Here is a 13,141-nt window from a genome sequence, read left to right as displayed (position 1 = left end):
GGGGATCTAGGAGGTGCCGACTCCAGGGCGGGCGCGGGTGATCGTGCTCGCCGGACCGTCCGGCGCCGGGAAGTCACGGCTGGCCGCCCGACTCGGGCTGCCGGTGCTACGGCTCGACGACTTCTACCGCAACGGCTCCGATCCGGTGCTGCCCCTGATCACCGAAGGGGCCAACGCCGGATTGATCGACTGGGACGACCCGGCAGCGTGGGATCACGAGGACGCCCTTGCCGCCGTCGAGAAGCTCTGCGCCACCGGCTCGGCCGAGGTGCCGATCTATGACATCGCCCGGAACGGTCGCTGCGGGAGCCAGTCCATCGACCTCCAGGGCGCTGCGTACTTCCTCGCCGAGGGGATCTTCGCCCAGGAGATCGTGCGTGAGTGCGACGAGCGTGGGCTGCTAGCCGGCGCCTACTGCGTCACCCAGCATCGAGCCGTCACATTCTGGCGCCGCCTGGTGCGCGATCTGCGCGAGCGCCGCAAGCCCCCGCTCGTGCTGGTCCGACGTGGTCTGGTCTTGATGCGCGAGCAGCCGGAGGTGGTCGCGCGCGCAGTAGCCCTCGGCTGCCGCGAGGTCGGGCCTGATCAGGCGCACGACGAGATCCGGGCGTTGCTGCGATGACCACCCCCGGTCGCTGGAGTCGTGAGCTGCTCGGCCACCGCCTCGTCCAACCGGACACCCGCTCCTGCGGGGCGGCGGCCTTGGTGATCGCCCAGGCGGTGCTCGACGACTCCTACGCCGAGCTCCTGGTCACCGGCACCCACCCACGCACCGGCTGGGGGCTGATCGGCGAGGGACCGGTCGACCGATTCCGCGCCGAGACCCTCGCCATGCACGATCGGATCACCGGCTTTGTCGACCTGATTGGTCGGCTCCAGCTCCCGTGGCCGCGCCTGCTCGGCACGCCACCGTGGGCCGTTGCCCACCAGCTCACCGCAACCACCGGGACTCCGTACCGCATCCGGCTTGCCGTCGGCGACCGGTCGCGGCTCCCCGACTCGGTGCTCCTCGCTCTCGCGGACGGGCATCCGGTCGCGCTCTACGTCGGCGACCGCTGGCTGCCGCGCCACGTGCTCATGGCGATCGGGTCGACCGAGCGCGGCGACCTGCTCGTCTTCGACCCCGCCCTTGGCCGCACGGTCTCCCTCACTCGGGCTTCGCTGGAGTCCGCCGAACTCCCCGGCCGCTGGCCGCGGCCCTGGTTCGTCGTCCTCCCGCACTGACCTGTCCGATCACCGACTCTGGGCATGCCGAGGACCCCACCGTGGTCGGTGGGGTGTGGGGCGGGGTAGCTAGCCGGGTGGTCCCGAGTCCGGAGCGTCGTTGCCATCGTCGCCGCCCGGCACGGCCCGGCAGCCGGGGATGGCGGTCAGCCCGGTCGGGGTGACGTCGGTGGTGCCGGTGTGGTCGCGGAGGAACACATACCCGTGCGGGGACGTCCACACATAGACCCCGGGTTCGGGCATCACATAGCGCCACGGCGTATGCGTCTTCAACCGATGGTGCCGCCTGCATAGGGCGGCGAGGTTGCAGCTGCACGTCGTGCCGCCGCCGGCGTGCGGGATGACATGGTCGTGATCACAGCCTCGGGCGGGTCGGGTGCACCAGGGGAACACGCAGGTCAGGTCTCGTTGGTCGACCTGGGCTTGGAGTCGGTCGGGCACCTCGTAGGCCTCGACGTGGACATGGTCTTCGAGGTCCAGCACCGGCCTGACCGTGACGACCGTGCGGGGGTGGCTACACCATTCCCGGATCGCCTCGATGCTGACCGGGGTCCGGGTGTTGCCACACCGGCCCACCCCACCAACGCCGGTCAGGGCGTCTTGTGAGAGGTGGAGGAACAGGGTCACCGGCCGTGGCTGGCGGCGGCCCGAGCGACGCACCGGAGCCCCGACTGGGGTCTCGACTGGTCCGGTCTCATCGAGCGCATCCGCCGTCGGCTCGGTCGGCTCGGTCGGCTCGGCCTGTTCGCTCGGGTAGGTCAGGGCGAGTTGGTTGCGGGCGATCTCACCCAACGCGGCCGCCCGGCGGGCATCGAGTGACTCGACGGAGCCGAGATCCTTCAACTGGCCAGCGGTCACCGCCAGGGCCTGGTCGAGGTCCAGCGCGTCGGGTAGGTCGACCTCGGCGTGGATCTCCACGGTGCCGTCGAAGGACACCTGGTCGGCATCGACCCTGACGTGCCGCAGATCGGGGCAGTCGTACTCATCGGCCGGCAGCGTCTCGGCCATGAACCGCGCCCGCGCCTCGGTGATCAGCCGCTCCAGCTGGACCGGACCGATCTTCCCGGCGACCGCGGCGACCTGACCGTCCACGAACGCTGCCGCCTCCACGCTCAAGGACTTGGTGTGGTCGGCCACCCGACGCCCCACCCACGCCGGAATCAGCAGTGCCTGGACACCCTTCCAGGTCTCCGGCAGCCGGTAGGCCAGCTCCAACGCGTCGCCGAGGATGTGCCTGCCGGCATCGGTGGAGACACCCACCGCGGCCGCGAACTCCGGCACCGCCCACTCCGCGATCAACGGCGCCCCCTCACCGGCCAGCGGGACCATCTCACCGCTGGTCCACCAGGCCGCGGCCTCGGAGTCCTCGACCGGCTCGTGCATGCCAGCCCACTCCACACCCCCGACCAACACCCGCACCGCAGCCGACTGCTCAGCCAACCTGGCGTCGCGCACCATCGCCAACACCGCGCCGGGAGACCCCGGCGTCGGCTGGTGGGTGGCGGTCTGGCTCATACCAGTAAGCCAACACCTGACCACCGACACAACCACCCCGAACCCGCCCTGCTATCCCAGTATCCGGACACTATCCAGAAATACTTTCGGGTCATCGCGGACCTCTGCCGATGAGCAGATCGACGAGTCCTGTTGATGAGCCCAGCCGAGCGTCGGGGCGACCTGGTAGACAGACAGCCATGCAGCCGAGCCCCGACCTGACCACCGGACGACGGTCCGATGGTGCTGCCCCGGCAGCGACAGCGACCGGCGGCGACCTGCGCGGCCAGGCCGAAGCCCACCTGCGGGCCTTGGTCGGCAGCCCGGCCGCCGAACTGCGTGAGGACCAGTGGGTCGCGATCGAGGCGCTGGTGGTGCAACGGCGTCGAGCACTCGTGGTGCAACGCACCGGGTGGGGCAAGTCGGCGGTCTACTTCGTGGCCACCCTGCTGCTTCGCGAGCAAGGTGCCGGCCCCACGGTGATCGTCTCGCCGCTGTTGGCGCTGATGCGCAACCAGATCGCCGCGGCGCAGCGGGCCGGCATCCGTGCGGTCACCATCAACTCCACCAACATCGAGGAGTGGGAGCCGATCCAGGCGGCCGTGGCGGCCGGAGAGGTCGACGTACTCCTGGTCAGTCCGGAGCGACTCAACAACCCTGGCTTTCGAGACGAGGTGCTGCCGCGGCTCGCCTCGACCTGTGGGCTGTTGGTGGTCGACGAGGCGCACTGCATCTCCGACTGGGGCCACGACTTCCGACCCGACTACCGCCGGATCCGCACCCTGTTGGCCGACCTTCCGACCGGCATCCCCGTGCTGGCCACGACGGCGACCGCCAACGCGAGGGTGACCACGGACGCCGCCGAGCAGCTCGGCGAGACCGGCGAGGTGCTGGTCCAGCGCGGCTCGCTCGACCGTGAGTCGTTGCGCCTCGGTGTAATCCGGTTGAAGACCGCCGAGCAGCGCCTGGCCTGGCTGGCCGACCACCTGGCCGAGCGACCGGGCTCGGGCATCGTCTACTGCCTGACCGTGGCCGCGACCCGAGAGGTCGCCGACTACCTGCGCACCCGCGGACTGGATGTCGCAGCCTACTCCGGTCAGACCGAGCCGACCGAACGGCTGGCGCTCGAGGAGGCGCTGGCCACCGGTCAGATCAAGGCGCTGATCGCGACCAGCGCGCTCGGCATGGGCTTCGACGCCACCTTGGGTTTCGTGGTCAACCTGGGCGCACCCGCCTCCCCGGTCGCCTACTACCAGCAGGTCGGTCGCGCCGGTCGCGGCAGCAACCTTCCTCCCGACGGCGCGACGGTCGTGCTGCTTCCGGGCCACGAGGACCGTGACATCTGGGCCTACTTCGCCTCCCTCGCCTTCCCCCGGGAGGAGCAGGTCCGGCACACCCTCGCCGCGCTGGCCGAGGAGGGCAGGCCGATGAGCACGGCCACCCTGGAGACCTACGTCGACCTCAGCCGCAGCCGACTGGAGACGATGCTCAAGGTCCTCGACGTCGACGGTGCAGTGCGCCGAGTCCGGGGCGGCTGGGAGGCCACCGGTCGGCCCTGGGAGTACGACGCCGAGCGTCACCGCCGCGTCCGGGAGTCCCGCCAACGCGAGCAGCAGGCGATGCTCGACTACCTGGCGACCGACCAGTGCCGGATGCGCTTCCTGCGTGAGCAGCTCGACGATCCCGAAGCCACCGATTGCGGCCGGTGCGACAACTGTGGCGGTCTGGCGCTCTCTACCGACATCTCAGCCGGCGCGGTCGAGGCCGCCGGCGCCCAGCTCGCCCGTCCGGGAGTCGCGGTGGAGCCGCGCAAGCTGTGGCCGTCGGGACTGGCTCACCTCGGCATCGACCTCAAGGGCAGGATCGCCGAGATGGCCGACGAAGGACGTGCGGTGGCCCGACTGACCGACCTGGGTCATGGCAATGCGCTGCGACCCCTGTTCGCCGCCGGCACCGAGGACGGACCGGTCCCCGACTCACTGGTGCGTGCGGTGATCGAGATGCTCACCGAGTGGCGCCCGCCCGTCGACGGGATCATCGCCGTCGATTCGGCCACCCGGCCGCGGCTGACCACCAGCTTCGCCGAAGGACTGTCCCGCTATCTCCAGGTGCCGATCCTGGGTCGCTGGGCAATCGTCGATCCGCAGGTCGGGCCCGGCCAAGGCGCGGCCAACTCCGCCCAACGGGTCGCCGCGATCGGTCGCCGCTGTGCTCTCGACGTCGACCTCGAGGCGCTGCGTGACCAGCGAGTGCTGCTGGTCGACGACCGCACGGTCACCGGTTGGACTCTCACCCTCGCCGCCCGAGCCGCGCTCCTCGCGGGTGCGGCCGAGGTGCGACCGCTGGTGCTGGCCACGACCACATAGGCCCGGTCGTTGGGGGCGCGTGAATCAGCCCGCCCCCAGCGCGGCGTACCCCGGCTTGATCACCTCGTCGATCAGCGCCAGCCGCCCGTCGAAGGGCAAGAACGCCGACTTCATCGCGTTGATGGTGAACCAGCGCAGATCCGCGAGCGAGTAGTCGAAGGCCTCGACCAGGCTGGCCATCTCGTCGGTCATCGAGGTGCCGCTCATCAGCCGGTTGTCGGTGTTGACGGTGACCCGGAAGCGCAGTCGAGCGAGCAGCCCGATCGGGTGGTCGGCGATCGAGGCAGCAGCCCCGGTCTGCACGTTGGAGGCCGGGCACATCTCCAGCGGGATCCGTTTGTCGCGGACGTACGCCGCCAGCCGGCCGAGCTCGACACTGCCGTCGTCGGCGACGGAGATGTCGTCGATGATCCGGACACCGTGACCGAGCCGGTCGGCGCCGCACCACTGCAGCGCCTCCCAGATCGACGGCAGCCCGAAGGCCTCACCGGCGTGGATGGTGAAGTGGAAGTTCTCGCGCTGGAGATACTCGAACGCGTCGAGGTGGCGAGTGGGTGGGAAGCCAGCCTCGGCGCCGGCAATGTCGAAGCCGACCACGCCGCGGTCACGCCAGGCCACTGCCAGCTCGGCGACCTCCCGGGAACGGGCGGCGTGCCGCATGGCGGTGAGCAGTTGGCGCACCACGATGCGGCCGCCTGAGGCGGCGACGCCCTCTTCGATCCCGGTCTGAACGGCCGCCACCACGTCATCGAGGGCGAGACCGAGGCGACCGTGTTGCTCGGGGGCGTAGCGCACCTCGGCATAGACCACCCCGTCCGCGGCCAGGTCCTCCACACACTCCCTGGCCACCCTGGTCAGCGCCTCGGGGCTCTGCATCACGCCGACGGTGTGGTCGAAGGTCTCCAGGTAGCGCTCCAGGGAGCCGCTGTTGGCGGACTCGGTGAACCATCGCGCCAGCCCCGCCAGATCCCCTTCCGGCAAAGCATGCCCACATTCGGCTGCGAGCTCGACGATGGTGGCCGGTCGCAGACCACCGTCGAGGTGGTCGTGCAGCAGCACCTTCGGCGCCGCTCGGGTCAGGTCACGGGTCGGGACCGGTTCGGCAGGTTCGGAGTCGGTCATGCCAGCCATCCTCGCACCGCCACCGTTGTCGGCGCGGCTCAGTCGATCCGATCGAGGACGAGGGACGAGGGTGAGTACGCCGTGTCCGGGGCCGCGATGTCGAACCCGCCGTCGAGCGTGGCCACCGCACGGTCGAAGCGGTCGGGGTCGTCGGAGTGCAACGTGAGGAGCGGTTGACCGGCGGTGACGGTGTCACCCGGCCGGGCGTGCCAGACCACTCCGGCACCAGCTTGAACCGGGTCCTCCTTGCGGGCGCGACCGGCACCCAGCCGCCAAGCGGCGAGCCCGACGGCCATGGCGTCCAGGCGGGTGAGCACACCCGAGGTGGGCGCGGCGACGACATGGGACTCTCGCGCCACCGGCAGGGCAGCCTCAGGATCGCCGCCCTGAGCCCGAATCATCGCCCTCCAGGCGTCCATCGCCGATCCGTCGGCGAGCCGGTCGGCCGGGTCGACGTCGTCGACCCCCGCGCCGAGCAGCATCTCGCCAGCCAGAGCGAGGGTCAGCTCGACCACGTCGGAGGGGCCACCGCCGGCGAGCACGTCGACCGACTCGGCCACCTCGAGTGCATTGCCAGCAGCGAGCCCGAGCGGCGTGCTCATGTCGGTGAGCAGTGCGACGGTGGGCAGACCCGCATCGGTGCCGAGCGCGACCATCGTCTCGGCGAGCTCACGGGCTCGGGCGAGATCCTTCATGAAGGCGCCCGTGCCGACCTTGACATCCAGCACGAGTGACCCGGTGCCTTCGGCGATCTTCTTCGACATGATCGACGAGGCGATCAGCGGGATCGCCTCGACGGTGCCGGTGACGTCGCGGAGGGCGTAGAGCTTCTTGTCCGCAGGCGCCAGGCCCGCTCCGGCTGCGCAGACCACGGCGCCGACCGACTCCAGCTGGGCGAGCATCTCCTCGTTGGAGAGCGAGGCGCGCCAGCCCGGGATCGACTCGAGCTTGTCGAGCGTGCCTCCGGTGTGGCCCAGACCGCGACCGGACAGTTGCGGCACCGCGACGCCGCAGGCGGCGACCAACGGCGCCAACGGCAAGGTGATCTTGTCCCCCACCCCGCCAGTGGAGTGCTTGTCGACGGTGGGCCGCGACAGCGAGGAGAAGTCCATCCGCTCCCCCGAGGCGATCATCGCGTCGGTCCAGCGGGCGATCTCGCCCCGGTCCATGCCGTTGAGCAGGATGGCCATCGCCAGCGCGGACATCTGCTCTTCGGCCACTTCGCCGCGGGTGTAGGCGTCGATCACCCAGTCGATCTGACTGTCGCTGAGCCGACCACCGTCCCGTTTGGCGATGATCACCTCGACCGCGTCGTGCTGCTCCACCCTCAGCTCCTCTTCGAGCCCACGGGGACGGAGTGGTAGCCGCGCAGCACGAAGGTGCCGCGCGACACCGGGTCACCGACCAGATCGAGCTCCGGGCACGCGTCGAAGAGCGCGGTGACCGACTCGAACAGCTCCATCCGGGCCAGCGGCGCGCCGAGACAGAAGTGCACGCCGACGCCGAAGGCGACGTGGTTGTTGGGCTCACGGTCGACCCGGAGCTCGTCGGGGTCGTCGAAGACAGCCTGGTCGCGGTTGGCCGATCCGAGCAGGACGGCGATCTTCTGGCCTTCCTCGACGGTGATCCCGCCGACCTCGACCGGCTCCATCGCGGTCCGTTCGAAGAGCTGCAGCGCCGAGTCGAAGCGCAGCATCTCCTCCACCGTGACGGCGACATCGGCGCCGGGTCGCAGTCCGCGTTGGAGCATCGCGGTGAGCCCGTTGCCGAACACGTTCACCGAGGCCTCGTGGCCGGCGTTGAGCAGCAGCACCCCCGACGCCACCATCTCGTCCTCGCTGAGCTCGGTCTGAGCCAGGTCGCTGAGCAGGTCCTCGCGAGGTCGGACGGTGCGCTCCCGGATCAGGTCGCGGATCAGGCCGCCGAAGTCGGCGGCCGCCGCCACGGCCGCGTCGACCACGGCCGGTGACGGATCGACCTCGTACATCCTCACGATCGCCTGGGACCACTCCCGCAACTCGGCCGCGGTCGAGGACGGCACACCCAGAAGCTCGGCGATCACCAGCACCGGCAACGGCTCGGCGAACTGGCCGATCACGTCGAACGACGCCGGGTCCACCTCGTCGAGCAACTCCCGCGCCAGCTCACCGACTCGCGGTCGAAGCCGCTCGATGTGGCCTCGGGCGAACACCCGGGCCACGGGGCGCCGCAACCTGGTGTGCTCGGGGGGCTCGTTCTCCATCATCTGGTTGCGGTGCAGCAGGTTGAACGGCTTGAGGTAGTCGGCGGGCTGCTTGTCCTTCCAGAGCCGGCCGAGCCGACGATCACGCTGCACCGCGCTCACCGACGCGTGGTCGAAGGCCAGCCACATCTGGGACGCCTCGTGCCAGGCCACCGGATGGCGGGCGCGCTCGGCGGCGAAGAAGGGATAGGGGTCGGCGATCACCTCCGCCGCAGTGAGGTCAAGCGAGGTCGTCGGGACCGAAGGCATCGGGCAGCACCTCATCCATTCGTCGTACGCCGGCACCTGTCATCAGCAGCAGGTCCGGTCCACCGTTCTCCCAGAGCAGTTGGCGGCAGCGGCCGCAGGGCATCAGCACCTGACCGTCGCCATCGACGCAGAACACGTGCGTGAGGCGGCCGCCGCCGGTCAGGTGCAACTGCGAGACCATCCCGCACTCGGCGCACAGCGCGACGCCGTACGCCGCGTTCTCCACGTTGCAGCCGCTGACCACGCGGCCGTCGTCGACCAGGCCGGCGACACCGACCGGGAAGGAGGAGTACGGCGCATACGCATGCTCCATCGCGGCGACAGCATGGAGCCGGAGCGACTCCCAGAGCTCCGGTGGGTCGGGGGCGACCATCAGCCGACCGACCCCTTCCGATAGACCAGTCCGTCGGCCTTGGGCATGCGTAGTCGCTGCGTGGCGAACGCGAGCACCAGCAGCGTGGCGACGTACGGCGTCATGCTGGCGAAGTCCCTCGGAACCGAGTCGGTGAGGAAGAACCAGAGCAGGAAGCCGATGCCAAAGGCAGCAAAGACAATCCCTCCCACGGTCTGTTGCCGGCGGATGCGGAAGGCGGCGAAGACGAGCAGCCAGAAGCCCACCAGCAGCAGGAGAGCGTGGATCACGTCGGGGTCGCGTAGATGGAGGCTGTCGGTGTAGCCGAACATGCCCGAGCCGAGCAGCACTCCCCCCGGGCGCCAGTTGCCGAAGATCATCGCGGCTAGGCCGACGTAGCCACGGCCGTTGGTCTGGTTGGTGTGGAAACCGGACGAAGAGACCAAGGCGAGGTAGCCGCCGCCGAGACCGGCCAGGCCGCCGGAGACGATGACGGCGACGTACTTGTAGAGCCGGACGTTCACGCCGAGGCTCTCCGAGGCGTACGGGTTCTCCCCGCACGACCGCAGCCGGAGACCGAAGGAGGTGCGCCACAACAGCCACCCGGTCACCGGGACCAGCAGAATCGCCACAATGGTGACGATCGAGATCCGGTTGGTCACCGCCGCGACCATCGCAGCCACGTCCGAGACCAGGAACCAGTGCTTCTGCGCCAAGCTCGAGGCCGCGTCGGAGAGCCCGGGGATGGTGATGGACGCCGGTTTCTGTAGTCCGGTGAGCTGTTGGGCGCCGCCGTGGCCGTACTCCGAGTCGAGGTCGGCGAAGTAGGCCTCGGCGAGGAAGGTCGTCAGGCCAAGAGCGATCACATTGAGCGCGACACCGGACACGATGTGGTCGACGCCGAAGGTCACCGTCGCTACGGCGTGGATGAGGCCCCCGATCGCGCCGAACGCGACCGCACCGAGGAGCCCCCAGTAGGGGCCGTACCAATATGTGCAGTACGCCGCCCCCCAAGTGCCGAGCAGCATCTGGCCCTCCAGGCCGATGTTGACGACACCGGAGCGCTCGCTCCACAACCCGCCGAGAGCCGCGAGCAGGATGGGGCAGGTCGACACGATCGCGGCCCGCAATCCGCCCTCGGAGTCGATCTCGTTGGCGCCGGTGATGACTCGGACCAAGGAGACCGAGACGAGGCCGGCCAGGAGGTAGAGATACCAGGTCGGTCGACCACGCCGTTGGCCGCGGGTCTCGGTGGGCTCCATCAGCATGGACGCGCTCATGCCGCGCTCACCCCCTCCGGCGTCACGCCGGCATCAAGGGCCGTGCGCAGCGCGCGCTGCTCGGCGATCGCCCGCCAGCGCTGCACCACGGCGTAGGCGACCACGACCGAGAGCACCACCACGCCCTGGGTGATCTGCACGATCGAGGGCGAGATCCCTGCCTGGAGCTGGAGCTTGTTGGCCTGCTCGGAGAGCCAGGCGAAGAGCACGGCGCCGAAGAAGATGCCGAGCGGACGGTTGCGACCGAGCAGGGCAACCGCGATGCCGGTGAAGCCGAGCTGGTGTTGGAAGGTGGGGCCGTAGTAGCCCGCCTGACCGAACAGAGCCGGCATCCAGATCAGGCCGGCGATCCCACCGGAAAGCAACATCGAGATCACGATCATCTTCTTGACGTTGACGCCGGAGGCCACCGCGGCCGCCTCGTTGGCCCCAGTGGCCCGCAGGTCGAAGCCGAATCGGGTCCGGTTGATCAAGACCGACACTCCGATCCCGACGACGACAGCCAGCAGCACCAGCGTCCAGACGTTGCCGTCGGTCTTCTCGAAAAGCTGCCAACCCTCGAACCTGCTGGAGTCCGGGAGCGGAGGGGTGCGTCGACCCTGGCCGTACTGCTGGCCATGGTTGGACAGCAGGTAGCCCACCAGCGTGATGGCGATCGCGTTGAGCATGATCGTCGAGATGACCTCGCTCACGCCCCTGGTCACCTTGAGGATGCCGGCGATGCCTGCCCAGATGGCGCCCACCACCACGGCGACGACCAGCGCGACGAGGACGTTGAGCTTGCCGGGGAAGATCGCCGCACCGGCGACCAGCGCGGCGGTGTACGACGCCAGGGTGTACTGCCCCTCGAGCCCGATGTTGAACAGGTTCATCCGGAAGCCGATGGCCGCCGCGAGGGCGGCCAGGAAGATCATCGACGTCTGGTTGATGATGTTCACCCAGCTGCGACCGCTCGGTGCAGTGAAGATCAGCGACCAGAAGTCGCCCACCGAGGCGCCGGCCACCATCAGCACCAGGCTGGTCACCACGACCGCTGCGACGACCGCGATCAGCGGCGCCAATAGCGCCATGCCTCCCTGCAGCACCTTGTTCATTCGGGGCCCCGGCGGAAGTGTGGGCTGGCGGAGCGCAGCGGGGGAAGCCCGCAGTTTCGTGGGGTGAGTTTCATGCTGCGCCCTTCCCGCCGGTCATCGCAGAGCCGAGCTCTTGTGGGGTGACCGTGCGCGGGTCGAACTCACCGACCAGCTCACCGCGCAGGATCACCTCGATGCGGTCGGAGAGCCCGATCAGCTCGTCCAGGTCGGCGGAGATCAGCAGCACGCCCAGGCCCTCCTGGCGGGCACGCTTGATGTGTCCCCAGATCGCGGCCTGGGCGCCGACATCGACGCCGCGGGTCGGATGGGAGGCGATCAGCAGCACCGGCTCGCCGCTCATCTCGCGGCCGACGATCAACTTCTGCTGGTTGCCCCCCGACAGCGCTCGGGCGGTGGTGTTGATCGAGGGGGTGCGGACGTCGTACTCCGCGACGATGCGAGTGGTGTCGTCCCTGGCACCCTTGCGGTCGATCATGCCGTGCTTGCTGTTGGGCGGCTGGGTCTGGTGGCCGAGCATGCGGTTCTCCCACAGCGGACTGTCCAGCAACAGGCCATGGTGGTGGCGATCCTCGGGGATGAAGCCGATGCCGGCCTCCCGGCGCGCGCGGGTGCCCCAGCTGGTCATGTCCTCGTCGTTGAGCTCGATCACCCCGGCCGCCCGGGCCATCCCCATCACGGTCTGGACCAGCTCGGATTGGCCGTTGCCCTCGACCCCGGCGATGCCGAGCACCTCGCCGCGGTGGATCTTGAAGCTGATGTCGCGCAGCAGGTAGCGGCCTTCGGCGTTGACCAGGTCGACGCCGCGGAGCTCCAACAGCTCGATGTCGGTGACGGTGGACTCCTCGGTCTCGGGCGAGGGCAACTCGGAGCCGACCATCAGCTCGGCCAGCTGACGCTTGGTGGCCGTCTTGGGGTCGGCCTCGCCGACGGTGGTGCCGCGCCGCATGACGGTGATGTCGTCGGCGATGGCGAGCACCTCGTCGAGCTTGTGGGAGATGAACAGGAGCGTGCAGCCGGAGGCGCGCAGCTCGCGCAGGTTCGCGAAGAGTGCGTCGACCTCCTGGGGGACCAGCACCGCGGTGGGCTCGTCGAGGATGATGATCCGGGCGCCGCGATAGAGCACCTTCAAGATCTCCACCCGTTGGCGGGCCCCCACCCCGAGATCCTCCACCAGGGCGTCGGGGTCGAGGTCGAAGCCGTAGGCGTCGGAGATCCGGACGATCTCCGCGCGCGCCCGGTCGCCGATGCCGAACAGCTTCTCCGCGCCGAGCACGACGTTCTCCAGCACGCTGAGGTTGTCGGCCAGCATGAAGTGCTGGAAGACCATGCCGATGCCGGCCTTGATGGCGTCGGTCGGCGAGGAGAAGTGCACCTCCTCGCCGTCGAGGGTGACGCTGCCCTCGTCAGGCTTCTGGACGCCGTAGAGGATCTTCATCAGCGTCGACTTGCCGGCGCCGTTCTCACCGATCAGCGCGTGCACCGTGGCTGGTCGGATGGTGATGTCGACATCCTTGTTGGCGACCACACCGGGGAAGCGCTTGGTCACACCGCGCACCTCGATGCCCCCGCCGGTGGCGCTGGGGACCTCCGCCTCACGAGCCTGTGTGGTCACGGGTGCTCCTCTCTGGAGGCCAGAATGACTCGGGCCCGGTGCGCACGCTACCGCGTGACACCGGGCCCGAGTGAGAAGGAACGGCTTCGATCAGCGATGCCTCTCC

10 protein-coding genes and 1 pseudogene are annotated in these 13,141 nt (G+C 69.5%); 3 read left to right on the top strand and 8 right to left on the bottom strand.

Features of this window, described 5'->3' with window-relative positions:
- Positions 1–13: 13 nt before the first annotated feature.
- Together QM714_RS18825 and QM714_RS18820 are read left to right on the top strand one after the other, a co-directional pair.
- The gene (locus tag QM714_RS18825) at positions 14–622 is read left to right on the top strand and encodes a uridine kinase family protein (RefSeq protein ID WP_415102867.1); all 609 of its coding nucleotides are present in this window, start codon (positions 14–16) and stop codon (positions 620–622) included.
- A complete protein-coding gene (locus QM714_RS18820) occupies positions 619–1,224 on the top strand; it encodes a hypothetical protein (protein ID WP_415102866.1) in 606 nt (201 codons plus the stop codon). Before QM714_RS18825 ends, QM714_RS18820 begins: the two co-directional genes overlap by 4 nt.
- Positions 1,225–1,293: 69 nt before the next feature.
- Here QM714_RS18820 and QM714_RS18815 read toward each other — a convergent pair whose 3' ends face one another.
- A complete protein-coding gene (locus QM714_RS18815) occupies positions 1,294–2,739 on the bottom strand; it encodes an HNH endonuclease signature motif containing protein (RefSeq protein WP_415102865.1) in 1,446 nt (481 codons plus the stop codon).
- Between the two features lie 179 nt (positions 2,740–2,918).
- Here QM714_RS18815 and QM714_RS18810 point away from each other — a divergent pair, with 179 nt between their 5' ends.
- Positions 2,919–5,084 (top strand): RecQ family ATP-dependent DNA helicase, encoded by a 2,166-nt coding sequence (locus tag QM714_RS18810; protein WP_415102864.1) that lies wholly within the window; start codon positions 2,919–2,921, stop codon positions 5,082–5,084.
- A 24-nt stretch (positions 5,085–5,108) separates the two neighbouring features.
- On the opposite strand, the gene QM714_RS18805 is transcribed toward QM714_RS18810, so the two are convergent.
- The 7 genes and pseudogenes from QM714_RS18805 to QM714_RS18775 form a co-directional block, all read right to left on the bottom strand.
- On the bottom strand, positions 5,109–6,206 hold the full coding sequence (locus QM714_RS18805; RefSeq protein ID WP_415102863.1) for an adenosine deaminase: 1,098 nt from the start codon (positions 6,204–6,206) through the stop codon (positions 5,109–5,111).
- Positions 6,207–6,244: 38 nt separating this feature from the next.
- A complete protein-coding gene (locus QM714_RS18800) occupies positions 6,245–7,531 on the bottom strand; it encodes a thymidine phosphorylase (RefSeq protein WP_415102862.1) in 1,287 nt (428 codons plus the stop codon).
- Between the two features lie 2 nt (positions 7,532–7,533).
- Positions 7,534–8,697: a cytochrome P450 gene (locus QM714_RS18795; protein WP_415102861.1), complete on the bottom strand. Its 1,164-nt coding sequence runs from the start codon at positions 8,695–8,697 to the stop codon at positions 7,534–7,536.
- Entirely contained in the window at positions 8,669–9,217 is a 549-nt protein-coding gene (locus tag QM714_RS18790; RefSeq protein ID WP_415103063.1) for a cytidine deaminase, read from the bottom strand. The genes QM714_RS18795 and QM714_RS18790 overlap by 29 nt, the downstream gene beginning before the upstream one ends.
- A 152-nt stretch (positions 9,218–9,369) precedes the next feature.
- A pseudogene (locus tag QM714_RS18785) lies at positions 9,370–10,311 on the bottom strand (ABC transporter permease); the annotation flags it as partial.
- 14 nt (positions 10,312–10,325) lie between these two features.
- Positions 10,326–11,399: an ABC transporter permease gene (locus QM714_RS18780; RefSeq protein ID WP_415102860.1), complete on the bottom strand. Its 1,074-nt coding sequence runs from the start codon at positions 11,397–11,399 to the stop codon at positions 10,326–10,328.
- 94 nt (positions 11,400–11,493) lie between these two features.
- Positions 11,494–13,035 (bottom strand): ABC transporter ATP-binding protein, encoded by a 1,542-nt coding sequence (locus QM714_RS18775; protein WP_415102859.1) that lies wholly within the window; start codon positions 13,033–13,035, stop codon positions 11,494–11,496.
- Positions 13,036–13,141 lie beyond the last annotated feature (106 nt).

The sequence above is a fragment of the Nocardioides sp. genome (assembly GCF_047602075.1).
In the GTDB taxonomy this organism is placed as follows: Bacteria; Actinomycetota; Actinomycetes; order Propionibacteriales; family Nocardioidaceae; genus Nocardioides.
This window is presented reverse-complemented; position numbering and strand designations above follow the sequence as displayed.

Excerpts from the sequence above, each read along its gene's own strand:
- QM714_RS18820 (WP_415102866.1), top strand. The coding sequence starts at position 619 with ATGACCACCCCCGGTCGCTGGAGTCGTGAGCTGCTCGGCCACCGCCTC.
- QM714_RS18815 (WP_415102865.1), bottom strand. The coding sequence starts at position 2,739 with ATGAGCCAGACCGCCACCCACCAGCCGACGCCGGGGTCTCCCGGCGCG.
- QM714_RS18810 (WP_415102864.1), top strand. The coding sequence starts at position 2,919 with ATGCAGCCGAGCCCCGACCTGACCACCGGACGACGGTCCGATGGTGCT.
- QM714_RS18805 (WP_415102863.1), bottom strand. The coding sequence starts at position 6,206 with ATGACCGACTCCGAACCTGCCGAACCGGTCCCGACCCGTGACCTGACC.
- QM714_RS18795 (WP_415102861.1), bottom strand. The coding sequence starts at position 8,697 with ATGCCTTCGGTCCCGACGACCTCGCTTGACCTCACTGCGGCGGAGGTG.
- QM714_RS18780 (WP_415102860.1), bottom strand. The coding sequence starts at position 11,399 with ATGGCGCTATTGGCGCCGCTGATCGCGGTCGTCGCAGCGGTCGTGGTG.